General features: G+C 34.4%; 26 protein-coding genes and 2 pseudogenes. 22 read left to right on the top strand and 6 right to left on the bottom strand.

The window, feature by feature from the left end; translation table 11 throughout:
* The first annotated feature begins 75 nt into the window (after positions 1-75).
* The 5 genes and pseudogenes from AC1M36_RS08655 to AC1M36_RS08635 all read left to right on the top strand — a co-directional run bounded on the left by AC1M36_RS08655 (position 76) and on the right by AC1M36_RS08635 (position 4,610).
* A complete protein-coding gene (locus tag AC1M36_RS08655) occupies positions 76-1,281 on the top strand; it encodes an iron-containing alcohol dehydrogenase (RefSeq protein WP_336452620.1) in 1,206 nt (401 codons plus the stop codon).
* Between the two features lie 51 nt (positions 1,282-1,332).
* The gene (locus AC1M36_RS08650) at positions 1,333-2,772 is read left to right on the top strand and encodes a GntP family permease (RefSeq protein WP_336452619.1); all 1,440 of its coding nucleotides are present in this window, start codon (positions 1,333-1,335) and stop codon (positions 2,770-2,772) included.
* A 116-nt stretch (positions 2,773-2,888) separates the two neighbouring features.
* Positions 2,889-3,608, top strand: coding sequence for an aspartate/glutamate racemase family protein (locus tag AC1M36_RS08645; protein WP_336452618.1), 720 nt, complete (start codon positions 2,889-2,891; stop codon positions 3,606-3,608).
* Between the two features lie 91 nt (positions 3,609-3,699).
* Positions 3,700-4,173: pseudogene (locus tag AC1M36_RS08640) on the top strand (SAM-dependent methyltransferase).
* Entirely contained in the window at positions 4,170-4,610 is a 441-nt protein-coding gene (locus AC1M36_RS08635; RefSeq protein WP_336452617.1) for a GNAT family N-acetyltransferase, read from the top strand. The pseudogene AC1M36_RS08640 and the gene AC1M36_RS08635 overlap by 4 nt, the downstream one beginning before the upstream one ends.
* Positions 4,611-4,685: 75 nt before the next feature.
* Here AC1M36_RS08635 and AC1M36_RS08630 read toward each other — a convergent pair whose 3' ends face one another.
* Positions 4,686-5,225, bottom strand: a complete 540-nt coding sequence (locus AC1M36_RS08630; protein WP_336452616.1) for an HAD-IIIA family hydrolase — start codon at positions 5,223-5,225, stop codon at positions 4,686-4,688.
* A gap of 28 nt (positions 5,226-5,253) precedes the next feature.
* Positions 5,254-5,685: a GNAT family N-acetyltransferase gene (locus tag AC1M36_RS08625; RefSeq protein ID WP_336452615.1), complete on the bottom strand. Its 432-nt coding sequence runs from the start codon at positions 5,683-5,685 to the stop codon at positions 5,254-5,256.
* Between the two features lie 183 nt (positions 5,686-5,868).
* Between AC1M36_RS08625 and AC1M36_RS08620 the strand changes: the two genes are divergently transcribed.
* The 5 genes from AC1M36_RS08620 (at position 5,869) to AC1M36_RS08600 (ending at position 9,799) form a co-directional block, all read left to right on the top strand.
* Entirely contained in the window at positions 5,869-6,594 is a 726-nt protein-coding gene (locus AC1M36_RS08620; RefSeq protein ID WP_336452614.1) for an ABC transporter ATP-binding protein, read from the top strand.
* Entirely contained in the window at positions 6,572-7,768 is a 1,197-nt protein-coding gene (locus AC1M36_RS08615; protein ID WP_336452613.1) for an ABC transporter permease, read from the top strand. The genes AC1M36_RS08620 and AC1M36_RS08615 overlap by 23 nt, the downstream gene beginning before the upstream one ends.
* Before the next feature lie 280 nt (positions 7,769-8,048).
* Positions 8,049-8,624 carry a YpjP family protein gene (locus AC1M36_RS08610; protein WP_336452612.1) on the top strand — a complete coding sequence of 192 codons (576 nt, stop codon included), beginning with the start codon at positions 8,049-8,051 and terminating at the stop codon, positions 8,622-8,624.
* A 133-nt stretch (positions 8,625-8,757) separates the two neighbouring features.
* Positions 8,758-9,390 (top strand): HAD family hydrolase, encoded by a 633-nt coding sequence (locus tag AC1M36_RS08605; RefSeq protein WP_336452611.1) that lies wholly within the window; start codon positions 8,758-8,760, stop codon positions 9,388-9,390.
* A gap of 22 nt (positions 9,391-9,412) precedes the next feature.
* Positions 9,413-9,799, top strand: a complete 387-nt coding sequence (locus AC1M36_RS08600; RefSeq protein ID WP_479845756.1) for a VOC family protein — start codon at positions 9,413-9,415, stop codon at positions 9,797-9,799.
* Positions 9,800-9,854: 55 nt separating this feature from the next.
* Here AC1M36_RS08600 and AC1M36_RS08595 read toward each other — a convergent pair whose 3' ends face one another.
* Positions 9,855-11,312: a serine hydrolase gene (locus AC1M36_RS08595; protein WP_336452609.1), complete on the bottom strand. Its 1,458-nt coding sequence runs from the start codon at positions 11,310-11,312 to the stop codon at positions 9,855-9,857.
* Between the two features lie 254 nt (positions 11,313-11,566).
* Here AC1M36_RS08595 and AC1M36_RS08590 point away from each other — a divergent pair, with 254 nt between their 5' ends.
* The 5 genes from AC1M36_RS08590 (at position 11,567) to AC1M36_RS08570 (ending at position 16,905) form a co-directional block, all read left to right on the top strand.
* Positions 11,567-12,523 (top strand): thymidylate synthase, encoded by a 957-nt coding sequence (locus AC1M36_RS08590; protein ID WP_336452608.1) that lies wholly within the window; start codon positions 11,567-11,569, stop codon positions 12,521-12,523.
* 20 nt (positions 12,524-12,543) lie between these two features.
* Complete coding sequence (locus AC1M36_RS08585) at positions 12,544-13,032, top strand: dihydrofolate reductase (protein ID WP_479845755.1); 489 nt, start codon at positions 12,544-12,546, stop codon at positions 13,030-13,032.
* 187 nt (positions 13,033-13,219) lie between these two features.
* Positions 13,220-15,214 carry a penicillin-binding transpeptidase domain-containing protein gene (locus AC1M36_RS08580; protein ID WP_479845754.1) on the top strand — a complete coding sequence of 665 codons (1,995 nt, stop codon included), beginning with the start codon at positions 13,220-13,222 and terminating at the stop codon, positions 15,212-15,214.
* Positions 15,215-15,438: 224 nt separating this feature from the next.
* Positions 15,439-16,074 (top strand): FMN-dependent NADH-azoreductase, encoded by a 636-nt coding sequence (locus tag AC1M36_RS08575; protein WP_479845753.1) that lies wholly within the window; start codon positions 15,439-15,441, stop codon positions 16,072-16,074.
* Positions 16,075-16,185: 111 nt separating this feature from the next.
* Positions 16,186-16,905: a lysophospholipid acyltransferase family protein gene (locus AC1M36_RS08570; protein WP_479845752.1), complete on the top strand. Its 720-nt coding sequence runs from the start codon at positions 16,186-16,188 to the stop codon at positions 16,903-16,905.
* 34 nt (positions 16,906-16,939) lie between these two features.
* Here the strand turns inward: AC1M36_RS08570 and trhA are convergent, their stop codons facing one another.
* Positions 16,940-17,596: a PAQR family membrane homeostasis protein TrhA gene (gene trhA, locus AC1M36_RS08565; protein ID WP_336452603.1), complete on the bottom strand. Its 657-nt coding sequence runs from the start codon at positions 17,594-17,596 to the stop codon at positions 16,940-16,942.
* Between the two features lie 192 nt (positions 17,597-17,788).
* On the opposite strand from trhA, the gene tatA reads away from it, so the two are divergent.
* From tatA to AC1M36_RS08545, 4 genes are all read left to right on the top strand, one after another.
* Positions 17,789-17,956 carry a twin-arginine translocase TatA/TatE family subunit gene (gene tatA, locus AC1M36_RS08560; protein WP_017149723.1) on the top strand — a complete coding sequence of 56 codons (168 nt, stop codon included), beginning with the start codon at positions 17,789-17,791 and terminating at the stop codon, positions 17,954-17,956.
* A 74-nt stretch (positions 17,957-18,030) separates the two neighbouring features.
* Positions 18,031-18,759, top strand: coding sequence for a twin-arginine translocase subunit TatC (gene tatC, locus AC1M36_RS08555; RefSeq protein WP_336452653.1), 729 nt, complete (start codon positions 18,031-18,033; stop codon positions 18,757-18,759).
* Positions 18,760-18,913: 154 nt separating this feature from the next.
* Positions 18,914-19,165 carry a DUF2535 family protein gene (locus tag AC1M36_RS08550; protein ID WP_336452602.1) on the top strand — a complete coding sequence of 84 codons (252 nt, stop codon included), beginning with the start codon at positions 18,914-18,916 and terminating at the stop codon, positions 19,163-19,165.
* Between the two features lie 153 nt (positions 19,166-19,318).
* Positions 19,319-20,161 (top strand): DegV family protein, encoded by an 843-nt coding sequence (locus AC1M36_RS08545; RefSeq protein WP_336452601.1) that lies wholly within the window; start codon positions 19,319-19,321, stop codon positions 20,159-20,161.
* Positions 20,162-20,372: 211 nt separating this feature from the next.
* Here AC1M36_RS08545 and AC1M36_RS08540 read toward each other — a convergent pair.
* Positions 20,373-21,348 (bottom strand): annotated as a pseudogene (locus AC1M36_RS08540) (MBL fold metallo-hydrolase).
* Between the two features lie 354 nt (positions 21,349-21,702).
* Between AC1M36_RS08540 and AC1M36_RS08535 the strand changes: the two are divergent.
* Positions 21,703-22,287, top strand: a complete 585-nt coding sequence (locus tag AC1M36_RS08535) for an SCO family protein (RefSeq protein WP_336452599.1) — start codon at positions 21,703-21,705, stop codon at positions 22,285-22,287.
* Positions 22,288-22,339: 52 nt separating this feature from the next.
* On the opposite strand, the gene AC1M36_RS08530 is transcribed toward AC1M36_RS08535, so the two are convergent.
* The gene (locus AC1M36_RS08530) at positions 22,340-22,807 is read right to left on the bottom strand and encodes an Hsp20/alpha crystallin family protein (protein WP_336452598.1); all 468 of its coding nucleotides are present in this window, start codon (positions 22,805-22,807) and stop codon (positions 22,340-22,342) included.
* Positions 22,808-23,024: 217 nt separating this feature from the next.
* On the opposite strand from AC1M36_RS08530, the gene asnB reads away from it, so the two are divergent.
* Together asnB and AC1M36_RS08520 are read left to right on the top strand one after the other, a co-directional pair.
* Positions 23,025-24,926 carry an asparagine synthase (glutamine-hydrolyzing) gene (asnB, locus tag AC1M36_RS08525; protein ID WP_336452597.1) on the top strand — a complete coding sequence of 634 codons (1,902 nt, stop codon included), beginning with the start codon at positions 23,025-23,027 and terminating at the stop codon, positions 24,924-24,926.
* A gap of 93 nt (positions 24,927-25,019) precedes the next feature.
* On the top strand, positions 25,020-25,379 hold the full coding sequence (locus AC1M36_RS08520; protein ID WP_336452596.1) for a GNAT family N-acetyltransferase: 360 nt from the start codon (positions 25,020-25,022) through the stop codon (positions 25,377-25,379).
* Positions 25,380-25,409: the final 30 nt, after the last annotated feature.

The raw sequence follows: 25,409 nt of genomic DNA, 5'->3' as shown, positions 1-25,409 counted from the left end.
AAGTGGAATATTAAATTTGATAATTTATTGCAGTAGAAGGTTCACATTATAAAATATTTAGTAGGGAAAGAAGGGGTGGGTTACTTGCAAGAAATCGCGGAATTTCGTATGCCAAAGAACGTTTTGTATGGAAGAAATTCACTTGATAAATTAGGCGAACAAGCAATTAAACTAGGGAAAAAAGCTTTCATTATCAGTGATTCTATTATGAAAAAGCTTGGCTATATCGATACGTGCGTGAAACTACTAAAAGCGAAAAAAATAGATGTTATTACCTATGAAAATGTAAATGCGGAACCAACAAATATTCATGTTTTGGAAGCCTTAACAATATGTACAGAGTCAAAATGTGATTTTATTATTGGGCTTGGTGGGGGAAGTTGTATTGATACAGCAAAGGCTGTAGCAGTCCTATCTACAAACCGGGGAGAAATTGAAGATTATGTACAAACTCATATAGACATAGAAAAACAACCACTACCCCTTATTGCAATTCCAACAACATCGGGTACTGGATCAGAAGTTACAAGTGTTGCTGTTATTACAAATACAAAAACAGATGTGAAAATGATGATAAAGCATCCAAATTTCACGCCACAAATAGCAATTATCGATCCGTTATTAACATGTTCTGTTCCGCCGGATATTACTGCAGCAACAGGTATTGATGCACTATGTCATGCAATTGAAGCATATCTTTCTAGATTTTCGCAACCGCTTACAGATGTACTGGCACTTGCGGCAATTGGATCGATTATGAAATACTTGCGAATGGCCTATGAAAATGGAAAAAATATAGAAGCGCGAGAAGCAATGATGATTGCTTCCTTACAAGCTGGCATTGCATTTTCAAATGCAACAGTCACTTTAGTTCACGGAATGTCACGTCCAATCGGAGCGCTATTTCATGTACCCCATGGAATATCAAATGCAATGTTACTACCGGCAGTTTTAGATTTTACAAAAGTTTGCTCAATCAAACGCCTTGCAGGTATTGGGCGGATTATAAATCCAGACTTACATTCAGTATCTGATGAAGAACTTGCTGATTATGCTATTTTTGAAATAAAGAAACTTTGTTTTGATCTGCGTATTCCTAATCTTAGGGAGTATGGAATTGATCAGGTTGAATTTGAAAATGCTCTTTCAAAAATGGCAAAAGATGCACTAGCTAGTGGAAGTCCGAGTAATAATCCACGTATTCCTTCTTATCATGAGGTGAAAAAATTATATCAGATATGTTTTGACTATCAATATGAAAATTCTATAGTTCCTCATTAAAATTCTGAATATTTTTAAAATATTTCCGTGGAAATGAAAAGGGGGCAGGGGATGGAATTAGTAATTATTTTATTGGCTCTTTGTATGCTGATGTTTGTTGCATATCGTGGTTTTTCAGTTATATTATTTGCCCCAATTTGTGCGCTATTTGCAGTTTTATTAACGGAACCAAGTCACGTATTACCTTTCTTCTCTAATATTTTTATGGAAAAAATGGTTGGGTTTATTAAATTATATTTTCCTGTTTTCTTACTTGGAGCAATTTTCGGTAAGGTAGTAGAAATGTCAGGGATTGCAGAATCTATTGCAAAAACAATTATTCAGCTAGTTGGTGTGAAACGTTCTATGCTAGCAATTGTTTTGATGGGTGCCATATTAACGTATAGTGGTGTTAGCTTGTTTGTAGTTGCTTTTGCGGTATATCCATTTGCAGCAAATTTATTTCGCGAGGCGAATATTCCAAAACGATTAATACCAGGAACTATTGCTCTTGGAGCGATTACGTTTACAATGGATGCTCTTCCAGGAACACCACAAATTCAAAATGTCATCCCAACGACATTTTTTAAAACAGATATTTATGCAGCACCATTTCTTGGAATTATTGGGGCAATCTTTGTATTTCTTATTGGGATGTTGTATTTAGAAAGAAGACGAAAGAAGGCAGAAGAAAGTGGCGAAGGATATTATGGATTTGGAGATGAAAATCCTGAAATGGCTGCCTCAACAGAAACAGAACAAAATGTAAAGTCAGCTATTCAAACTCCTGAAATTACACCGCTTCGCCAAGTGCTTGCATTTGTACCACTTATTTTAGTAGGGGTAATGAATAAACTTTTTACAGTGATGATTCCAACATGGTATCCAAAAGGATTTGATTTTTCATCAATTGGATTAAAGGCATTTGGTAAAGTAGAACTTTCTGGTGTACTCGGTGTGTGGTCTGTGGAACTGGCACTTTTAATCGGAATTATTACAACGATAATTTTAAACTGGAAACGCTTATTTACGGGGTTTCAAGCGGGTTTAAATGCAAGTATTGGTGGTGCATTGCTCGCTGCTATGAATACTGGAGCTGAATATGGATTTGGAGGAGTTATAGCAGCATTACCTGGTTTTAGTGTTATTCGAGATAGTATTTCTACCACGTTTACAAATCCGCTTGTAAATGGTGCAGTGACTACAAACGTCCTTGCCGGAATTACTGGGTCAGCATCAGGAGGCATGGGAATCGCTTTAAGTGCGATGTCAGAGAAATATATTGCGGCAGCTGAACAATATAACATCCCATTTGAGGTCATGCATAGGGTTATTTCAATGGCATCAGGAGGAATGGATACACTCCCGCATAATGGTGCGGTTATTACATTATTAGCAGTAACAGGGCTAACACATAAACAATCGTATCGTGACATTTTTGCAATTACGATTATTAAAACATTGGCTGTTTTTGTTGTGATTGGCGTGTATAGCTTAACTGGAATTGTATAATAAAATAGTTGGTGTGGATAAAACACGACTTGAGTAAAAGTCGTGTTTTTATTATATAAAAAACGTATAATAAAAACAGGGTGTTAATCTATTATTTGAAATGAGGAGGGGTTATTATGAAATTGATTGGCCTTATAGGTGGAATGAGTTGGGAGTCATCGGTTGAATATTATCGGATAATAAATGAAGAAGTAAAAAAGAGATTAGGAGGCTTACATTCAGCGAAATGCCTTTTACATAGCGTTGACTTTGCAGAGATTGAATATTATCAATCTGAAGGTGATTGGGAAAAGGCAGGGAAGGTATTAGGAGAAGCTGCATATTCTCTTGAGAAAGCTGGTGCAGACTTCATTGTTATTTGTACGAATACAATGCATAAAGTGATTAGTAATATTAAAGATAAGGTGAGTATCCCTATTTTACATATTGCAGATGCAACAGCTATGAAAATAAAAAAACAAGGAATTCGATCAGTTGGTTTACTTGGAACGAAATATACGATGGAACAAGATTTTTATAAAGCACGTATAGAAGAGAATGGAATAAAAGTAATTGTTCCAAATGAAACGGATAGGGAGATAGTAAATAGAATCATATATAACGAGTTATGTTTAGGAAAAATTAATCAAACATCAAGAGATTTCTATAAAGAAATAATAAATCGCTTAGTACAAAATGGAGCAGAAGGAATTATATTAGGGTGTACGGAAATAGGGCTATTAGTAAGACAGGAGGATACTCAAGCTCCTTTATTTGATACAACTGTTATACATGCTGTTGAAGCTGTAAATCTCTCTTTAGGTAGTTATTTGCATACAACAAAATCCATTACATAATTTTATTATGTAAATTAAATCGACCATATAGATGGAAAACATTCAGAAAATATTTTATAATGTAAGTGGTTACAAAAAGGAGGGAGTATGGATGTTTTCACTTCAGCCAATTGCTTTTGTACATAATGAAAGAAAAATGATAATGGATGATGAATGGGGAGATGTACAATCTCTTATTACATTAGTGGATTCATATTCAGAAGAGAGTATACAAGGAATTGAATACTTTTCCCATATTGAAGTAATCTTTTATTTTCATAAAGTACAAGATGAACAGATTTAATATTCAGCTAGACATCCAAGAAATAATAAAGAATACCCGGAAATAGGTATTTTTGCACAGCGGGGGAAAAATCGTCCCAATCGATTGGGGGCGACAATTGCAAAAGTAGTAAGGCGAGAAGGAAATTCAATTGTAGTCAAAGGATTAGATGCAATTGATGGTACGCCCATATTGGATATAAAGCCTGTTATGAGAGAGTTTTTACCGAATGAAGATACTATCCAACCTGAATGGGTAACGGACCTTATGAAGGAGTATTGGAAGGAGAGCGGAACAAAATGAAGGTATATGAAGCAACAATTTCAGATTTAGATGGATTAGCAGATGTGTTTAACAATTATCGTATGTTTTATAGACAGGAATCAAATGTAGAAGGTGCAAAAACATTTTTGCGTAATCGTATAGAACGAGAAGAATCGATCATTTTTGTAGCAGTAGAGGATGGACAATACCTTGGATTTACCCAATTGTACCCTTCTTTTTCATCTATTTCTATGAAAGAGTTATGGATATTAAATGATCTCTTTGTACAAGAAAGTAAACGCGGAGCTGGCATTGGGAAGAAATTATTAGAAGCAGCTAAAACTTTCGCATTAGAGAATGGTGCGAAGGGATTAAAACTGCAAACAGAAATAGACAATATATCAGCGCAACGATTATATGCTGAAAATGGTTATTTGAGGGATAATCGTTATTTTCATTATGAACTAACTTTTTAGACTTAGCAAAGCTAGTAGACGTATACATAAAAAAGTAGATTATATTTATATAATCTACTTTTTTAATCGTATTATTTATTTAGGACAAAGTGTATGTTGTAGAATCCATGTAACAGCATCTTCAAAATTTGTCGCAATATAACTTGGTTCAATATTAGCCCATTTATCGCGATATGTATGCAATGCATCATGTCCGGCACCGGTTTGAACTAATATCGTTGTTGCATGAACATTTGCACCCGCAACGATATCAGTCCAGCGATCACCAACGACAATACATTTCGTTAAATCAAGCCTATGTTTTTTTGCTGCTTGTAAGAGCATGCCGGTACTTGGTTTACGACATGTACACCCTTCTCCGTGTTTGTGAGGACAAAGATAGATATCATCAAAACCGAATGATTTTAATTCTTCGATAAAGTCATTTATAGTCACTTTCCCATCAGCAATACCAGGTTGATTTGTAAAAGAAAACAATCTTATATTTTTCTCTTTTAATGTACGTAAAGCATCTTGTGTAAATGGAAATAAGGTAAATTCACCTGGATAATGTATGGTAGTGTCTCCTCCAATTGTTCCATCTCGGTCAATGAAAATAGCTTGAAAGTTTGTCATAATAATTAGTTCCTTCCATATGGATAGATTAAAAATATTTCACGAATCGATATCCATTTACTTCATATCCTAATTTTTTATAGAATGGATGAGCTTCTGTTCGCTGTGTACCACTTACAAGCCATGTACCAATACAGTTATGCTCTTTTGCTAATTGTTCTGCATAGTTCATTAAAATTTGGCCAATTCCTTTTCTACGTGCTGTTGAGTCAACGCTAATAATGGATATTTCCCCATACCGTGTTATATCTTCTAAGTTCTCTCGTATGCGAAATCCAAGAAATCCAAATATCTTATTATCTTCCTCATAAACATATAGAAAATCAAACGGGCTCATTTCAACAAATTGTAAGCGGTTTTGCATGTCGGCATGAGAAATATCAGAGCCTTTTAATTCTTTTGTTAGTGAACAAAGTGCTTCTATATCGTTCGCAGTCGCTTTTCGAATGTGAGATTCCATACTCTCAACTCCATCTGTAAATATAAATTCATAACTCCAAATATTAAATATTCTGCCAAAACTTATTTTTTCCTGCTCTTGATATTAATATTTAATATATTAGATATGCAGAATGATATTTTAAAAGGAAATATGTTATGATTTTCCTGGGGTTTATTGTAAATAGAAAAGAGGGGAAACGATTTGTTACAAGTCAATATTCGCTCAGCGGGTTATGAAACAGGAGAAAAAACAATCCATGATATAGCTTTTTCAATTAAAAAAGGTGAATTAGTTGCTCTTATCGGTGCCAATGGTGCTGGGAAAAGTACGACAATTAAGTCAATGCTTGGTTTGCTTGCAAATATGGATGGAGAAATTTCGTTTGGTGAAAAAGAGAATCCGTATGCATATGTGCCAGAACACCCAACCTATTATGATTATTTAACACTATGGGAACATATTGAATTGTTAATGGCTGCACGTGGGTGTGAAGTAGGGAGCTGGGAGGAACGTGCACGGGAGTTTTTACATACATTTCGAATGGAAAAGCATAAGCATGAATACTTATCAAAGTTTTCAAAAGGTATGAAACAAAAATCAATGTTGATTTTGGCGTTTTTAACGGAACCGGACTTTTATATTATTGATGAACCGTTTATTGGATTAGATCCAGTAGCAACACGAGAATTTTTAAATTTCTTATACAAAGAGAAAGAGCGTGGAGCAGGTATTTTACTTTGTACACACGTATTGGATACAGCCGAAAGAATATGTGAGCGATTTTTACTGATTTCACAAGGTACATTATTAGCAAATGGAAATCTACAAGCGATTCAATCACTAGCGGAAATGCCAGATAGGCCATTATTAGATTGTTTTGATGCAATCGTAAAGCGGGAACAACATGATGAAACAACAGTTTTATAAAAGGTTACGTCATGAATTGCGGAGAAAATGGAAATCGATTCGCTCTGTAACTGATTGGACCATCGCATTATATTTTATCGTTCCAGCACTTATATTTAGTGGGATTTATTATCGTTCGTTATGGACAAGAGAATTATCTGAAGAAGAACCGGCTTATTTTTTATTAGGTTTGTTTGTGTTTTTCTTTGTTACATATTCAAGAGGGATGCGTTCGTTTTTTGAGCAAGCAGATAGCCTGTTTTTAATTCAGCATCCAGTTCATATGCAAAAGTTAATGAAATATGGCATGGTATACACATGTATTCGAATAAGTATAACAAATATCATTGTAGCGCTCATTATGTTACCTATATTGATTAAGAGTATAGATGCATCCCTTTTGCAAGTTGTATTATTTTGGCTGTCCTTTACCGCTTTTCGATGTATGTTATCACTATTGGTAAGATATATGGATGTACGTGGAGGTAAGCGGTGGATATTATGGATTGTAAAGATTATCGTATTTTTTATTAGTTTCATTTGTTTGGGAAGTGGTGTGTTTTTAGGCTTCAAACAACCAATGTATTCAATACCATTTATCATATTATTAATTTTAATTAGTATAGTTTTGATAAAACAAAAAATGAATTATCAGCGTTTCTTTTTTAAAGAAGTTGAAAAAGAAAAGGAAGAAGGAATGCGCTGGACGATGGAAATTATGCATTTCAGTGGTCAAACAACAAAGCCAAGTAATAACGCGAGACCATGGTTATTTCCACGTTCTAAGCATATATTGGGAAAGAAATCTGATTCACGTATCATTGAATCATTTTTAAAGGAGTATTTTCGATCAGGTGCTTCTCTAAGTTTTTATATAAAAATTATTTTTTTGAGTGCAACATCAATAAAAGTAACACCATGGTGGATTACACTTATTATTATTGTATTTTCGGGCGTTGCTATTGCACGTTATTCTGGTGACCAATGGAATGAATTTGCGAAAAAAATGTTCCTTCAGTTATATTGTGAACAAGGGAAGTTATTATTGTTAAAAGGAAGGGCCACGATGTGCTTGTTTATTCCAGCTGTTTTCATTTATGGAATAGTTCTACTGGCACAGTTTTATTTATTGCCAGCCATCATTATTAGTATCTTATTATTAATAGTAATAGGATGGATTGTATTTTTGCCATAGAAAAAGAGCCGGAATGGCTCTTTTTTAGTCTGTAATGGACTGATAAATAAAATATAAAAGAACAAAAATGCTCACGACGGAGTACATGACATCTAAAGTCATTAAAAATCCTCCTCATCATTGTTTTACTTATATGATATGAAATCTTACTATTCCATATTCAAATGAAAAAAATATGAAAGTTAATAAATTTGTAAAGTGCAAAAATTAGCATCATTTTGTATAATAGAAGAAACAACGGTTATAAAAATATAAGTAGTGAAAGAGGAGGGAATGAAAAATGCCAAATTGGTTTAGAAAGACGTTAGTCGCATTAATTACTGTATTTACATTTGGCTTAGTGACGCCTCCTTCTATTTTGCTTGATAATGCAAAAGCGGACAAGCCTACAAGGCAACAAAATTTGGAGCAGCCGTCCTATACATATGAAGAAAATCCCGAGAGATTAACCGCCGATACCTTTATCACCTATGCAATGCAAGAGGCTGAAAAACAATCTATGCAAAAGTTCGGTTCTAAAATTGGACCTGTGATTGAAGACGAATTTAAAGATATTATTTTACCTAAAATAGAAGAGGCAATTGCGGAACTTACAAAAGATGTACCTGAGGAGTCGTTACAGTCATTAGCAATTTCACAGAAACCAACAGGTGGCAATAATGAAAAGATTTTTCATGTATATGATACAAAAACAGGAAACGATTTATTGCGTTTTCATGTAAGGCGCGATCATCCACCGCAAGATGGATATTATTTTAATTTCCATTACCATCGCTTTGATGATGGGTATACAGCTCATCATGAGCTTGGAGATATTTATTGGAATACGAATATGCCGCCGAAATGGCTGTCTTAATGAAAAAGAACAAGGGTAATGACCTTGTTCTTTTTTTGTTGTATAGATGTGAAAATTAAAGGGAAAAGGGATCTTAATAGCGAATGAAATAGGTTTAGAGTTGTTTAAAAAAGAGAATAAGGGAGTATTCATTATGTTGAAATATGTTGTGTTTGATTTTGATGGTACATTAGTAGATTCACAAGATATATTTGTTCCAATTTATAATCAAATTGCTGAGAAACATGGGTATAAAAGGGTAAAGGAAGAGGATATCGAACCTTTACGAAAATTGTCTATTGCAAAGAGATGTAAACAGCTTCATGTACCTATGTATAAACTTCCTTTTTTAGCAGTAGAGTTTTATAAGTTATATCAGCCTGCTATTAAGGATCTTGTTTTGTTTAATGGAATGAAGGAAGTACTAGATGAATTACATAGAAAAGGTTATGAAATAGCGATTATATCATCCAATTCAGAAGAACATATTAAAGCGTTTTTACATAAGAATCAAATAGAAAATATTGATGATGTTTTTTGTTCGAAAAATTTGTTTGGTAAAGATAAAGTTATCAAGAAATTTTTAAAAGAAAAAAAGTTAACAGAAGCTGATATGTTGTATGTTGGTGATGAACAACGAGATATTGTTGCGTGTAAAAAAGTTGGTGTGAATGTGATATGGGTTGGATGGGGGTATGATGTGATGGAAACGGTGAAAGAAGATTCCCCAGATTATATGGTAAATACACCGAACGAGATTTTACATGTAGTTGAGTCTGTTTATTAAAATGATAGAAGGGAAAAAAAGAATGGAGCAGTTTGAACCAGGTATCCATCATATTGAATTTTGGGTAGCTAATTTAGAGGAATCCATCTGTTTTTACAGTAGGTTATTCGCTATCATTGGTTGGAAACAATTGAATAAAATTTCATTTAGTACGGGGAAGAGTGAAATACATTTTAAGGAAGTGGATGAAAATATTGTAAGTACACTAGGGCCGAGACATATTTGTTATCAAGCTGTTAGTAGAGCTATAGTAGATGAGGTCGCTGATTTCTTACAAGATGTACAAGCGAAGATGATTCGTGGACCGATCGAGATGAATCATTACTCGGATGGATATTATACGGTGGATTTTTATGAACCGAATGGGTTTGTAGTAGAAGTCGCTTATACCTCTAATGCGGAAATGTGAGGAGAATAGAGGAAAGCATAGATTTCCTCTATTCTCATTTTAAATCGTTGTGTTGTCATTTAATTTTCGTAAATGTAAGAGGCTGCGTGCTTAACATAGCTGGTACATGTAATTGGATTGTTTGGAATTGCCCTTTTATATCCATCTCATAAGCAAGTAACACCTTCATTTCTATTTGGAATAAGTCAAGCGTCGCAGAGAACATATCGTAGTGATGATGCTGTAGTGGGACTTTCATCTCTGTAAATTGTACATATAATTCTTCATGTTGTTTATATATTTCTAATGTTCCATATGCAGGGTGTTCGAATGTACCAGTGTAATCTTTGAATGGATGAGAAGGTATAGTCTCTTGTATTTGATCTGGAAGTGATTGATTTACCTCTTTCATCATTTCTTTCAATTTATCAGTGTCTTCTATAGCGCGCTTATGCCAATCAATTGTTTCTAATCCAAGGAGCTCGTCATAGATTTGATTTGCGAGATAACTAGGGAGTAATGTACTTCCCGAGTTCGTTAATATGACAAGGCCTATATTTTCTTTTGGAATGAACGAGACAAGTGCCGTAAAACCATCAATATTTCCGCCGTGATGAATCACTTTATAGCCACGGTAAGAACTAATAAACCAACCAAGACCGTAACTATTTACTGGTGATTCAGGAGGGGATAAAAGTGGTTGATCAGGAATTGTATTGTGCGGTGTATACATTTGTTCTAGTAATTCAGAAGATAGTAATTCATGATCTCCTGTTTTTCCTTGATTAAGATGGAACAGTACCCAATTCGCCATATCTTCAATTGTGGAATTAATGCATCCAGCAGCTCCTACTGTATCAATATTACGGAATGGCACCTCTTTTATTTCTCCATCTTTCTCAACGTAAGGTAATGCATAGTCATTCGTATTTTGTGAGTCTGTAACAGAGAAATTCGTTTGTTCCATTTGAAGTGGTTCTAAAATATGTTCTGTTACGTATTGTTCCCATGTTTGATTTGTAATGCTTTCTACAATATAGCTAATTGTTGCATACATTAAGTTGTTATATAAGAAAGCAGTGCGAAATGGTGCATCGAGTGATAAATGCTTTATTTTTTCAACGATATCCTTTCGGGTTAAGGAAGAGTTGTACCAAAGGGCATCGTGACGACTTACCCCCGAGCGGTGGGAGGCTAAATCCCGTGCTGTAATTTGAGAACTTGCAAATACATCGGATAAAGAGAATGTAGGAATATAAGATTGAACAGGAGTATCCCAATCAAACTTTTTTTGTTGTGCTAATAAGCTTAGAGAAAGTGTACCAAATGCTTTAGTAGCAGAGCCGATTGCGAAGCGTGTTTGAGGTGTAACAGCTTCTTTTTTCTCTACATTACGATAGCCAAATCCTTCTGAAACAATAACTTTCCCATCTTTTATAATCGCTACAGCAGCTCCTGGAACATTTAAATCTGTCATCATTTTTTCAATTGTTGTTTGTAGTGTGTTAATAACAGGAGTTTCAATTTTAGACATGTTTCTAACCTCCAAATATTATTTTATACTTCCGCACTATACTTTCTTTGATAAGGAGTGAAATACCTTTTAAAAGATGAAAAGTTAAGAATTTTGTAAGATTCACTGAAATGGATATTCTATATTAGATTTCTGTTAATACTTACTATGTAGAAATTTTTTAATAATAGCTTTTATTAATTTTGTTATGTATTGAAGTTTTTTATGATAAACTCCATATAGGAAATAGATGTGAAAGAGGGTTTTTCTTACATATGAAACATGCTGAATATGAATACTTAAATTTGTGCCGCCATGTGATGGAACATGGTACAAAAAAAGAAGATCGTACAGGAACAGGAACTGTATCTGTATTTGGACATCAAATGCGTTTTGACCTTAGCAAAGGCTTCCCTTTATTAACGACAAAACGGGTACCATTCCGCTTGGTAGCTAGTGAACTTCTTTGGTTTATGAAAGGTGATACAAACATTCGTTATTTACTTCAAAATAACAATAATATTTGGAATGAATGGGCGTTTAAAAGTTGGGTAGAAAGTGATGTATACGAAGGACCAGATATGACAGACTTTGGACTTCGTTCGCAGCAAGATGAAGAGTTTAAGAAACAATATGACGAGCAAATGGAAGTCTTTAAAAAGAATGTACTAGAAGATGATAATTTTGCAAATCAATATGGTTATTTAGGAGACGTGTACGGCAAGCAATGGCGTGCATGGAAAACAACAGCTGGGGAAACAATTGATCAATTAAAAGATGTAATTGAAATGATTAAAAAAACACCAGATTCTCGTCGCTTACTTGTTTCTGCTTGGAATCCGGAAGATGTGCCAAGTATGGCACTTCCACCGTGTCATACGCTATTCCAATTTTATGTAGCAGACGGAAAACTATCATGTCAGTTATATCAACGAAGCGGTGATATTTTCCTTGGCATTCCATTTAATATTGCAAGCTATTCATTGTTAACACATTTAATCGCGCATGAATGTGGTTTAGAAGTAGGAGAGTTTGTTCATACGATTGGAGACGCGCATATTTACACAAATCATTTTGAGCAAGTGGAAAAACAATTAGCGCGTGAACCACGTCCATTCCCAACGCTAAAATTAAATCCAGATGTAAAATCTGTTTTTGACTTTGAAATGGAGGATTTAACGTTAGAAGGTTACGATCCACATCCTGCAATTAAAGCGCCTGTCGCAGTGTAAACGCAAAAGGAGATGAAAATATGATTATTTCATTTATGGTCGCAATGGATGAAAATAAAGTCATCGGTAAGGATAATGAATTGCCATGGCATTTGCCAAGTGAATTGCAATATGTTAAGAAGACCACAATGGGGCACCCACTTATTATGGGAAGAAAAAATTATGAAGCGATTGGAAGACCACTTCCAGGAAGACGGAATATTATCGTAACACGTAATATGAATTATCATGTAGAAGGTTGTGAAATTGCGCATTCTGTAGAAGAAGTTTTTGAGCTTTGCAAAGATGAAGAAGAAATTTTTATTTTTGGTGGAGCGCAAATTTACGAATTATTTTTACCATATGTAAACAAGCTTTACATCACAAAGATTCACCATTCATTTGGAGGGGACACATTCTTCCCAGAAATGAATATGAAAGAGTGGAAAGAAGTTTTTGTAGAAAAAGGCGTTACGGATGAAAAGAATCCATACACATATTACTATCACATATATGAAAAACAACAATAATTACAAAAAGATTGATGTGGGGATGTTCACATCAATCTTTTTATTTGGATAACAAGATAAAACTTTATGAATGAACTTTTTTGATGATATAATGGTAGAGGTTGTAAGTTTTAGTAGCCTAGGAAAAATTCAAAAAAGAAAGATTTATATTTATTATTTCTTGGCTTACCTAAAGGAGGAGAATCGGTTGAAAAAACTATGGGGGCTGCTTTTTCTTTGTTTCACACTCATTCTAGTAGGGTGCGGTAAAGAAGAAAAGCCAGCACAAGCATTTGATACATATGCAAAAGCATGGAATAAACAAAAATTCGCAGATATGTATGACCAGTTATCAGAAAATGCGAAAAAATCTATTTCAAAAAAAGATTTTACAGAGAAGTATGAAAAGATTTATGCAGGTATTGAAGCTAAAAATCTAAAAGTAGAAACAGAAAAAATAAAAGAGGATAAAGAAGATAAAGAAGATAAAGGATTAGTTCCTTTTAAAGTAAGTATGGATACAGTAGGTGGGAAAATTGCCTTTTCACACGAAGCGAAGCTTGTGAAAGAGAAAGATGGAGATAAAGAATCTTGGAAAATAGATTGGACTCCAGATTTCATTTTTCCAGGCATGAAAAAAGACAGTAAAATACGTATGCAAACGTTCCAAGCAAAGCGCGGGGAAATATATGATCGCAATGAAAAAGGGCTTATAACAAATGGAACGGCATCTGAAATCGGAATTATTCCAGGACAATTAGGAGAGGCTGCGCCGCAGACAAAAGAAACGGTAGCGAAACTACTTAGTATGTCTGTAGAAGAAATTGATCAAAAGCTTGCAGCTAAATGGGTAAAACCAGATTATTTTGTGCCAATCGGCATTTTACAAGAAGGTGCAACGCAAAATGATTATATTGATTTGCCAGGAGTTTCATCTCGCCCAGTAAAAGTTCGTACATATCCATTAGGAGAAGCGGCAGCACATTTAACGGGATATATGGGAAAAGTAAATGCGGAAGATTTAAAGACCCTTCAGAAAAAAGGGTATCAAGCAGATGACCTAGTTGGCAAAGCTGGTTTAGAGCAAGTATTTGAGGAGAAATTACGCGGCGAAAAAGGTGGCCGTGTCTTTATGGAAGATGCAAACGGAAAAGAAATAAAAGATTTAGCAAAAAAAGAAGCAAAAGATGGGGAAAATATTACTTTAACAATTGATAGTACTGTTCAAGAAAAAATCTTTAACGAAATGAAGGGGGAAGCTGGTTCAAGTGCAGCGATCAATCCGCAAACGGGTGAAACACTTGCGCTTGTAAGTAGCCCTGCATACAATCCAAATGTAATGGTAAGAGGTGCATCCAAAGCACAACGTGAAGCATGGAATAATGATCCGAAAAAGCCAATGACGAATCGTTTTACGCAAACATCTGCACCTGGTTCTGTATTTAAAGCAATTACAGGTGCAATTGGTCTAGAAACAAAAACAATTGATCCAAAAGAGGAATTGAAAATTGAAGGATTACAATGGACAAAAGATTCTTCATGGGGAAATTATTATGTGACACGTGTAAAAGATGCGAGTCCAATTGATTTTGATAAAGCAATGAAGTTTTCTGATAACATTTACTTTGCGCAAGAGGCAATAAAAATCGGGAAAGATAAATTTATGAGTGAAGCGAAGAAATTTGGATTCGATGAAAAATTACCAATTGAATATCCATTCCCTGCTTCAAAAATTGCAAAAGATGGTATTAAAAATGATATTCAAATGGCTGATACAGGGTATGGACAAGGCCAAGTGTTAATGACACCTCTTCATTTAGCATTAACGTATGCACCAATTGTAAATGAAGGGAATATACCGTCTCCACACCTGATTAAAGATGCTAAACAAGCTAAACCTTGGAAAGAAAATGTGATTTCTAAAGGAAACCAAGATATATTAAAAAATGCGTTAACAAAAGTAATTAACGATGAAGATGGAACCGGGAAAATTGCTAAAATTGATGGAATGACTCTTGCTGGAAAAACAGGGACAGCTGAGTTAAAAGAATCAAAAGAAGCAGATGGAAAAGAACTTGGCTGGTTCGCTGCTTTTGATGTTAATGCACCAAATATGATTGTTACGATGATGATTGAAGATGTAAAAGGCCGAGGTGGAAGTAACGTACCTGGCGAAAAAGTGAAACATGTTTTTCAAAAGTAATACTTAAGAAAAGCTAGCTTTTAAAGAGCTAGCTTTTTTGGTTGAGTCATAAAATGTGAACATTTTATGAAAAGATACAGTAGGTTTATTTACTTACGAAAAAAAAGTGGCTATTTTTATTGACAGAAAAAGAATGTTTTTGTATTATGCTTACATAAGGTAAGTGATTTACTTTTTAATAAAAAATCTCAAATTAAAGATATTTGCTAAGGGAGAGAATGAAAATGACAAAAGTACTATTTATTACAGCAAATCCAAATTCAGTAGAAGCATCTTTCGGTATGGCAGTAGGAGAAGCTTTCATTGAAGCGTATAAAAATGAACATCCACAAGATGAAGTGGTAACAATTGATTTATTTAACACAACTGTACCAGCACTTGATGCAGAAGTATTTGCAGCTTGGGGTAAATTTGCAGCAGGTGAAGGTTTTGAAACATTAAGCGAAAGCCAACAACAAAAAATTGCAGCAATGAACACAAACTTAGAAACATTTATGAATGCAGATCGTTACGTATTTGTAACGCCAATGTGGAACTTCAGCTATCCACCAGTAGTAAAAGCATACTTAGATAACTTATCTATTGCAGGTAAAACATTTAAATACACTGAAAATGGACCAGTCGGTTTATTAGAAGGTAAAAAAGCACTTCATATTCAAGCTACAGGTGGCGTATACTCTGAAGGACCATATGCAGCAATGGACTTCGGTCGCAACCACTTAAATGCAGTATTAGGATTTATGGGTGTATCTGATGTAGAATATCTTGCAGTTGAAGGTATGAATGCAAATCCTGAAAAAGCACCAGAAATTAAAGAAGTAGCAATTACAAATGCACGTGAATTAGCAAAACGTTTCTAATATAGAAAACTCAAAAATGTCCAAACGCTTGTCGTTTGGACATTTTTTCTTCTTTTTCCTTCGTTTGTCTAGTATAATGAATGACGGAATGAGAATAGGTGGGGGTTCTATATGATTCAAACGTTTTTTAAAATCTTTTATTTAATTTTAATTGTAATTGGTATTACACCGAGGTTATGGCGTATAAAGCGTAAAGCACATATGATGTCGCCGCAAGAGAAAGATCACCTCGTGTATAAAACAACAAACTGGTTTGGTAAGAAAATGGTTCGTGTAGCTGGTTCGACTGTACAAGTAAATGGACTTGAAAATGTACCGAAAGATAAGCCGGTACTTGTTGTAAGTAACCATCAAAGTAATATGGATATTCCAGTTTTACTTGGGTACTTAAATAAACCAATTGGATTTGTTTCAAAAGCAGAAATTAAGAAATTTCCGCTTGTGCCAACTTGGATGGAATTGATGAATTGTGTGTTTATGAATCGCAGTGATCGTCGTCAGTCTCTTCAAGCTATTAAAGATGGTATTGAACTTTTAAAGAATGGTCATTCGATTGTAATTTTCCCAGAAGGAACGCGCAGTAAAGGCGGTGAAATAGGAGAGTTTAAAGCAGGTAGTTTTCATCTTGCCGTAAAATCTGGTGTCGCAATTTTGCCAGTAACATTAGATGGTACATATAAGATGTTTGAAGCAAATGGAAATCGTATGAAGCCTGCGCAGGCGACTGTAACCATTTCAAAACCAATTACACCTGAGCAATACGCAGGTATGGATATAAAAGAATTAACGCAGTATACGAAAGATATTATTGCAGCTCAACTACATAAGTAATAAAAAAATCTCAGCTTGGACAAGCTGAGATTTTTTATGCAACAGGCAATACATAAAATAATACGCAGAAAAACATCATTGCGCTACCACCTAATACAAAAAGGTGCCAAATTGCATGATTAAAGGGCAATTTTTCCCAAAGAAAAAATATCGCTCCTACGGAATATAGAATCCCACCGATTAACAATAGTGAAAATCCGTGCCCCGTTAAGTTTTCATAAAGTGGTTTAATAGCGACAATAATGAGCCATCCCATAATGACGTAGCACAGTGTGGACATTTTAATAAAACGGCGTACAAAGAAAATTTTGAAAATAATTCCACCGATAGCAAGCGCCCAAATAATTGCAAGTAAGGTCCAGCCAAGTGGGCCACGCAGTGTGATAAGTAAAAACGGTGTATATGTGCCAGCGATTAATAGATAAATAGCAGAGTGATCTAAAATTGTAAATAATTTTTCTACTTTTGGATGATGGATGCTATGTAGCAATGTTGAAAATAAATATAGTAGAAACATGCTTACACCGTAAACAGTAAATCCAACAACAGCAGAAGCTGTGCCGTGCTTTGAGGCATGAATAATTAATATAACTAAAGCAGGGATACTTAAAATGGCACCGATACCATGGGTAATCGCATTGGCAATTTCTTCTTTTACAAATCTTGTCATCCGCGTTACTTTTTGAGTCATGAGTCGAATCCTTCCTCACATGATGAAATAAGATGTATTTTCTTTTACAATATCATATGCAAAAGAAATAGAAAATGAAAATTGTTTAATTGATTATATTTTTGAATTTTTTTGACAAAAGGCAGCGGATACATTGACGTTTACAAACTTTTTTGACAAAATGAAATTAAGCGACAATAAGGGGGAAGAAATATGCCAATGAACATTGGATTTCCAGGTTTAATATTAATTTTGGTACTCGCTTTAATTATTTTTGGTCCTAAAAAGTTACCTGAAATTGGACGAGCATTTGGAGAAACGTTAAAAGAATTTAAAAAGTCTACAAAAGGATTGCATGATGATACAGAGGGAAAGAAATAAGCTTAACTAGATTGTTTTGAGTTTATGGCTTTCAGTGAGTGGGGAATGTGGTGATAAGAGTGGACAATCAAGAAATGAGTGTTATAGAGCATCTTGGTGAGTTAAGAAAGCGACTCATTATAACAGCGCTGACGTTTCTGATTTTTATTGTCATTGGCTTTTCGTTTACGAAAGAAATATATAATTTTATTGTAAAAGATTTAAATATGAAATTAACTGTTTTAGGCCCGAGTGATATTTTATGGATTTACTTTTTGATAGCGGCTGTTTTTTCGATTGTATGTACAATACCAATTGCCGCACTACAAATTTGGTTGTTTGTCAAACCAGCATTACACCAGCATGAGCGCAAAATGACGATTCTTTATATACCGGCATTATTTTTATTGTTTATTGGCGGGCTTTGCTTCGGCTATTTTCTGATTTTACCATTTGTTTTGCAATTTTTAATGAGTCTCGGTGATGATATGTTTCAAACAATGTTTACGACGGAAAAGTATTTTTCATTTGTGATGAATATGACTGTACCGTTTGCCGTGATTTTTGAACTTCCCGTCGTTGCCATGTTTTTAACAAGCATAGGGGTTCTCAATCCGATAGCACTTCAAAAAGTGAGAAGGTATGCATATTTTATTTTAATTGTCATCGCTATTTGTATTACACCACCAGACTTTATTTCTGATTTTTCAGTAGCGGTACCTCTTCTTGTAATTTATGAATTAAGTATTACAGCATCAAAGTTTGTTTATAAAAGGAAAATAAAACGAGAAACGAATACAGAATCAAAAAGTGCCTCATTATAAAGGCACTTTTTTTATTTATTTGTTATACTATATCTGTAATCGTATACAATATAAAGAGGAAAAAAATTATAGAATCTCCGAAATTTAGACAAACTTTTCACCGTAGTAAGTTTATACTGAAGTTATAAATCCAATAAAAAAGAGGATTGATATCGTGATCATGAAAAGTTTTTATTTCACTCATTCAACAGGGCATTGTGTCAAAATATTTGAAATCCCTGTCCTACAGGCACAGCATCCGTTAGCATTTCTAATTCAGTCACGTCTTCAACTATTTATTGCTAAAATTCAAAAACAAAAACAACCGAGATTTTCATACTCTTTTCGTGAATATTTACAAAGTTGCTTAAAGTGGAATGATTATTCGAATGTATATCAAACAAATTCACTTGAAAAAAATGCATAATCTAAAATAGAGACAGGGCGAGCGTGCTCTGTCGTTTTCTTTTTGTACATAAAAACGAAAGAAATTTGCCGAAAATCGCTTCAAACTGTTGAAAGCATTGTGAATACTAGTATAATAACAAGGAGAGCGTATTGGAAAGGGAAGAAGTAAAATATGCAAAAAATTAAAATTGTTACAGACTCAACGGCAGATTTATCACAAGATGTGATTGAGAAATATGATATTCATGTTGTACCATTATCTATTTCTGTGAATGGACAAACATACTTAGACCGCGTAGATCTGCAACCGGATGAATTTATTGAAGAAATGGCGAAATCGGAAGAATTACCAAAGACTTCACAACCGGCTATGGGCTCAATTGTAGAAATGTATAATAAATTAGGTGAAGATGGAAGCGAAGTACTTTCTATTCATATGACAGGTGGAATGAGTGGTACTGTTGCAACGGCAAATAGCGCTGCATCAATGACAGATACAAAGGTAACAGTTGTTGATTCGCAATTTATTAGTCATGGTTTAGCATATCAAGTAATTGAAGCTGCAAAAATGGCGCAAGAAGAACGCTCATTAGAAGAAATTTTAAAACGTATTGATGAAGTAAGAAAGAATACGCGTTTATATGTAATTGTAGATACGTTAGAAAATTTAGTGAAGGGTGGACGTATCGGAAAAGGAAAAGCATTTATCGGTTCGTTATTAAATATTAAACCGATTGCAAGTCTTGAAGATGGCGTATATAACCCTGTAACAAAAGTCCGTAGCCAAGGGCAAATTGTAAAAACACTAGCGAAATTATTTGAACAAGATACAGCTGGGAAAGTAGTAAAAGCAGTTGCGATTCCACATGCAAAAGCACTTCCATTGGCAGAAAGCGTAAAGGCAGCTGTGGAAAAAGTTAGTGGATTTACACAATCAGAAATTTTTTATACAACTCCAATTATAAGTACTCATACAGGACCAGGAGCAATTGGTTTTATGTATTTAGCAGAGTAAAAAAAAGCTACTTGAATGAACCATTCAAGTAGCTTTTTTTTACTCGTATAGAAAATATGAGATGAGAAGGGTAATAAAGGCGCTTCCGCTAATGATATAACGTGTTTGTAAGTATTTTTCCATGAAAAACACCCTTTTCATTTTTCTTTCCCCCGCGATTTGCGGGCTGATTAAAGTTTCACTTTATATAATGTATTTTCAAAGGGAGTTGTTATACATAAAAACGCTCTGACGTTTGTTTGTGTTCTTCTTTCTTACCTGTTGATGGGATAGAAGTATACGTTTGCCCAAGAAACAATACGTGAAGTTGTTCCCAAGGTAACATACGTAAATTCCAATTATTACGAAGTCGTGTAATCGCCTCTCTAGGTGTCTCATCAGCGAGTGCAAATGTACCGTAATGCATTGGGATGAAATGCGTTGCTTTTACATCTAAAAAAGCTTGCACTGCTTCCTCCGGGGAAACATGTGATACTTTCATAAACCATTCTGGCTCATAAGCGCCAATAGGCATTAAGGCAATATCAATAGAAAATCGAGAACCTATTTCTTTAAATCCTCGGAAATAGCCACTGTCCCCACAAAAATAAATTGTTTCATCTGTTGTACCATTATTGATAACCCACCCACCCCAGTGAGAAGTATTCATATCGAACAATGATCTTCTTGTCCAGTGCTGCGCTGGGACGAAATGAAAATCGACATCATCAATTTTTGTAGATTCCGACCAATTATATTCTTCTACGCGCATAAATTTTTTTCTTGTAAATAATTTTTTAATCCAGTAGGTACTAAATAGAGAACATCCGAATTTAATTGACGAAGTGTGGAAAAATCCAAATGATCATAATGACCGTGTGAAATAAGGACAATATCAATCTTGGGTAATTCCTGTAATGTAAGGCCGGGACTCGTTAGTCTTGGCACAAGCTTTATTTTTTTTGACCATACTGGATCCGTTAAAATGTTGAGCCCGTTCGTTTGTATAAGGAATGTCGAGTGACCTATCCATGTAATCGTTGTTTTTTCAGTATTTGTTCGTAAAAATTGAGCATGCTTGACAGGTGATTGTTCTACTAGATAAGAGAAATCTTTCTTGCTTTGTTTTCGTTCTTTACGCCAACGTAAAAATGAGCGAATAGTTTTTTTGTACTAATATTATCCATGTTCTCATAGCGCTTTGCCATGAACATCACCTCATTTGAAATCTTTGTAGTTGTATTGTACCGAAATGTTGTTAAGGAAAAAAGTGAGAAAAATTGATTGACGGTTAAAAGAATGTAAAAAATAGTTTGGGTATCTTTACAAAGTAAAAAACTGGGAGTGGCTTATTGAAAATTGTTATGTAAAGAGCTAAGAAGGAGATAATATTAGTAAATAATGAAACGTTTGTCTAGTAATTCGCTCAAAGATTGGAAGTGACATACCTAAATTCGTACGATTTCGTGAACAATTAGGATAAACAATTTTCTCATAGTGTTTACTTTTGTTATGATAAACATGTCATACATAACTTAAAGAAAGAGAAGAGAGGTTTGAAAATGAAGCGTTATCAAAAGCTGATTGGTCTCATAGTTGTTTTTTGCTTCTTTATACTTGCAGGATGCGGCTCAGGATCAAAACTCCGTAAACCATTAAATTGGGATTTAGAAACTTTTCAATACATAAATCAAGATGGTAAAAAGTTTGGAACAAAAGATTTAAAAGGGAAAGTATGGGTAGCTGACTTTATGTTTACAAATTGTCAAACGGTTTGTCCTCCAATGACTGCTAATATGGCAAAGCTACAAAAAATGGCGAAAGAAAAAAAATTAGATGTTCAGTTTGTTTCGTTTAGTGTAGATCCTGAACTTGATAAACCAGAGAATTTGAAAGCATTTATACAAAAGTTCACAGAGGATACAAGTAATTGGAACTTGTTAACAGGTTATTCATTAGAAGATATTAAGAAATTTTCAAAGGATAATTTTCAAGCGCTTGTAGATAAACCAGAGAATGGGCAAGTTATCCACGGAACATCGTTTTACTTAGTCGATCAAGAAGGCAAGGTAATGAAAAAGTATAATGGAATTAGCAAAACACCGTATGAGGACATTTTACGTGATATGGAGCGACTCTTGAAATAAAAGAAGGATGCTGAGCATCCTTCTTTTTATATATGGGGAATAAATATAATGATTAATCTATGGATAAAATATCGTGCTGTTGCGGAAGTTTTGGAGCGCGGATTTCTAAAATGCCATTTTGATAAGAAGCTTTTGCACTTTTTTTCTTAATTAAATATGGAAGTTTAATCGTGCGAGAAGCTCCTGACATGGATCGTTCACGACGATAGTAATTATGTGAAACTTCATCTTTTATTTCTTCTGTGATATCTTCTGTAACAGAGATTTTTAAGTATTCACTTTGAATTTCTATTTGAATTTGCTCCTTTTGAACTCCTGGAAGTTCTGCTTTTATGACCAGTTCGTCGCCAGCTTCATATAAATCGACAGGAAATGTTAATAAACGGTTTCCTTTTTGGAAAAAGTGATTCATATCTGCAATTACATCACGTAGTGGCGTTTGTTCAAAAAAATCATCAATTTGTTTTAAGTAACTACGAATTGGTGGACGAGACGAAGAATCTTTTTTTTCATCACTCATGTTTTTGCCTCCTAGAAATCAATTTGCAATATCATATGACAAATGTGTGCAAATGTGAGTGCCTATTTTTCATGTTTGCTCAAAAAAATTGGGTAAAATGTGAAATGGAGTGATTTTTTTATAGTTTTTGTCGCCATATTGAGTTGATTATGCTAGTATAAATAGGGTTGATATAGTAGTATAGAAACAGAATGAAAACTGAAAGAGGGTAAGAAGTATGTGTGGTTTTGTAGGATGTTTATGTGAAAACCCTAGAGAGTTTTCAGAAACAGAAAAACATCAATTTGAAAATATGAACACGATTATTTTCCACCGCGGTCCAGATGACGAAGGATATTTTCGTGATGAACATGTACAATTTGGCTTCCGCCGTTTAAGTATCATTGACTTAGAGGCAGGACATCAGCCACTAACTTATGAAAATGATCGATATGTAATTATTTTTAATGGTGAAATTTATAACTATGTAGAATTACGTGAAATGTTACTTGAAAAAGGTGCAACATTTGCAACGCAATCTGATACAGAAGTTATCATTGCACTCTATGCACATATGAAAGAGAAATGTGTAGATTACCTTCGCGGTATGTTTGCATTTATGATTTGGGATCGTGAAGAAAAGAAACTTTTCGGTGCACGTGACCACTTCGGTATTAAGCCTTTATACATTGCTCAGCAAGGTGATACTACTTTCTTCGCATCTGAGAAGAAAAGTATTATGCATGTAATGCAAGATAAAGGAGTAAATCCAACTTCACTGCAACATTACTTTACGTATCAATATGGGCCAGAACCAGAAACATTAACAACTGATATTAATAAAATTGAGCCTGGTCATTACTTCGTAAAAGAACTTGGAAAAGAAATGGGAATTCATCGCTATTGGAAACCTTATTTCAACGCTTCAAGTGCAACGAAAGAGGAGCACATTCAAGCGATTCGCGATGTATTATATGATTCTGTAAAAGTGCATATGCGTAGTGACGTACCAGTAGGTTCATTCTTATCTGGTGGTATCGATTCATCTATCATTGCTTCTATTGCAAGAGAAATGAATCCAAATCTTTTAACATTCTCTGTTGGTTTCGAACGCCGTGGCTTCAGTGAAGTTGATGTTGCAAAGGAAACTGCAGAAAAACTAGGTGTAACAAACCATAGTGTCTTCATTACAGCAAAAGAATTCATGAATGAATTCCCAAAAATCATTTGGCATATGGATGATCCTTTAGCCGATCCAGCTGCTGTACCATTGTACTTCGTAGCAAAAGAAGCTCGTAAGCATGTAACAGTAGTTCTTTCTGGTGAAGGTGCAGACGAGCTGTTTGGTGGATATAACATTTATCGTGAGCCAAATTCTTTAAAAATGTTCTCTTATATCCCTACTCCAGGGAAAAGTGTCTTAAAAGCATTAAGTGGTGCCCTTAAAGAAGGATTTAAAGGGAAAAGCTTCTTAGAGCGTGGATGTACACCAATTGAAGAACGTTACTATGGTAATGCGAAAATCTTCCGTGAAGAAGAAAAAGCTGAATTAATGAAGTATTACAATGAAAGTGTTAACTACATGGATATCACGAAACCATTGTATAATGAAATTAAAGATTATGACGATGTTAGCAAAATGCAATACATCGACATGTTCACATGGCTACGTGGTGACATTTTATTAAAAGCTGATAAAATGACGATGGCAAATTCATTAGAACTTCGTGTACCATTCTTAGATAAAGAAGTATTCGACGTTGCATCTAAAATTCCAACAGAATTAAAAATTGCAAACGGAACGACAAAAGCAATTTTACGTGAAGCAGTACGTGGAATCGTGCCAGATCACGTATTAGATCGTAAAAAGCTTGGCTTCCCAGTGCCAATTCGTCACTGGTTAAAAGATGAAATGCATGACTGGGCTGTTAATATTATTAAAGAAAGCAAAACAGAGCATTTAATCGATAAACAGTATGTATTAAACTTACTGGAAGCACACTGTGCGGATAAAGGCGATTATAGCCGTAAAATTTGGACAGTACTTGCGTTTATGGTATGGCATCAAATTTATGTGGAGCATAAATACGATACAAATGAGTTTCATGAAGAAACAAAGCGCGCGTATAGCTTAGTATAAGTAGGAAAACCTTAAGATTGTATACGATCTTAAGGTTTTTTTCATAAATATGTATCGTGCTCGATACAATAAGAATAAGAGGGTGGACAAAATATGATTACGTTTGAAAAGGTGAATACAGAAACCAAAAAAGTCGTAGAAGAAATGTTTGCTTCTCACTGTTTAAATAAGAAGGAAGTTCAATATTGTATAAAAGTTGATGATACATATATTGGCGTAATAGATTATATTGTGCAAGGTGAACATGCTATATTGTCTAATTTAATTATTCATTTTGATTACCAAGGTTACGGATATGGAACAAACACTTATTTTACATTGGAAGAAATGATGAAGCATAGAAATATAAAGCATATTCAGGTGTTACAAAGAGATAAAACGGAACAAGCTAAATCATTTATAGAGGGACTCGGCTTTATATTGAACGGTGAAATATACATAAAACGCTTATAGAAGGAAAGAAATGAAATATAAGGCAGGTGG

This window comes from Bacillus sp. Medicinal_06, assembly GCF_056711665.1.
This window is presented reverse-complemented; position numbering and strand designations above follow the sequence as displayed.

What these genes read in the sequence shown, in the direction of transcription:
- AC1M36_RS08605 (WP_336452611.1), top strand. Translation starts at nt 8,758, where the DNA reads ATGTTGAAATATGTTGTGTTTGATTTTGATGGTACATTAGTAGATTCA.
- AC1M36_RS08625 (WP_336452615.1), bottom strand. Translation starts at nt 5,685, where the DNA reads ATGGAATCTCACATTCGAAAAGCGACTGCGAACGATATAGAAGCACTT.
- AC1M36_RS08590 (WP_336452608.1), top strand. Translation starts at nt 11,567, where the DNA reads ATGAAACATGCTGAATATGAATACTTAAATTTGTGCCGCCATGTGATG.
- AC1M36_RS08595 (WP_336452609.1), bottom strand. Translation starts at nt 11,312, where the DNA reads ATGTCTAAAATTGAAACTCCTGTTATTAACACACTACAAACAACAATT.
- AC1M36_RS08545 (WP_336452601.1), top strand. Translation starts at nt 19,319, where the DNA reads ATGCAAAAAATTAAAATTGTTACAGACTCAACGGCAGATTTATCACAA.
- AC1M36_RS08645 (WP_336452618.1), top strand. Translation starts at nt 2,889, where the DNA reads ATGAAATTGATTGGCCTTATAGGTGGAATGAGTTGGGAGTCATCGGTT.
- AC1M36_RS08535 (WP_336452599.1), top strand. Translation starts at nt 21,703, where the DNA reads ATGAAGCGTTATCAAAAGCTGATTGGTCTCATAGTTGTTTTTTGCTTC.
- tatA (WP_017149723.1), top strand. Translation starts at nt 17,789, where the DNA reads ATGCCAATGAACATTGGATTTCCAGGTTTAATATTAATTTTGGTACTC.
- AC1M36_RS08630 (WP_336452616.1), bottom strand. Translation starts at nt 5,225, where the DNA reads ATGACAAACTTTCAAGCTATTTTCATTGACCGAGATGGAACAATTGGA.
- AC1M36_RS08575 (WP_479845753.1), top strand. Translation starts at nt 15,439, where the DNA reads ATGACAAAAGTACTATTTATTACAGCAAATCCAAATTCAGTAGAAGCA.
- asnB (WP_336452597.1), top strand. Translation starts at nt 23,025, where the DNA reads ATGTGTGGTTTTGTAGGATGTTTATGTGAAAACCCTAGAGAGTTTTCA.
- AC1M36_RS08615 (WP_336452613.1), top strand. Translation starts at nt 6,572, where the DNA reads ATGATGAAACAACAGTTTTATAAAAGGTTACGTCATGAATTGCGGAGA.
- AC1M36_RS08520 (WP_336452596.1), top strand. Translation starts at nt 25,020, where the DNA reads ATGATTACGTTTGAAAAGGTGAATACAGAAACCAAAAAAGTCGTAGAA.
- AC1M36_RS08570 (WP_479845752.1), top strand. Translation starts at nt 16,186, where the DNA reads ATGATTCAAACGTTTTTTAAAATCTTTTATTTAATTTTAATTGTAATT.
- AC1M36_RS08650 (WP_336452619.1), top strand. Translation starts at nt 1,333, where the DNA reads ATGGAATTAGTAATTATTTTATTGGCTCTTTGTATGCTGATGTTTGTT.
- trhA (WP_336452603.1), bottom strand. Translation starts at nt 17,596, where the DNA reads ATGACTCAAAAAGTAACGCGGATGACAAGATTTGTAAAAGAAGAAATT.
- AC1M36_RS08610 (WP_336452612.1), top strand. Translation starts at nt 8,049, where the DNA reads ATGCCAAATTGGTTTAGAAAGACGTTAGTCGCATTAATTACTGTATTT.
- AC1M36_RS08585 (WP_479845755.1), top strand. Translation starts at nt 12,544, where the DNA reads ATGATTATTTCATTTATGGTCGCAATGGATGAAAATAAAGTCATCGGT.
- AC1M36_RS08635 (WP_336452617.1), top strand. Translation starts at nt 4,170, where the DNA reads ATGAAGGTATATGAAGCAACAATTTCAGATTTAGATGGATTAGCAGAT.
- AC1M36_RS08600 (WP_479845756.1), top strand. Translation starts at nt 9,413, where the DNA reads ATGGAGCAGTTTGAACCAGGTATCCATCATATTGAATTTTGGGTAGCT.
- tatC (WP_336452653.1), top strand. Translation starts at nt 18,031, where the DNA reads ATGAGTGTTATAGAGCATCTTGGTGAGTTAAGAAAGCGACTCATTATA.
- AC1M36_RS08530 (WP_336452598.1), bottom strand. Translation starts at nt 22,807, where the DNA reads ATGAGTGATGAAAAAAAAGATTCTTCGTCTCGTCCACCAATTCGTAGT.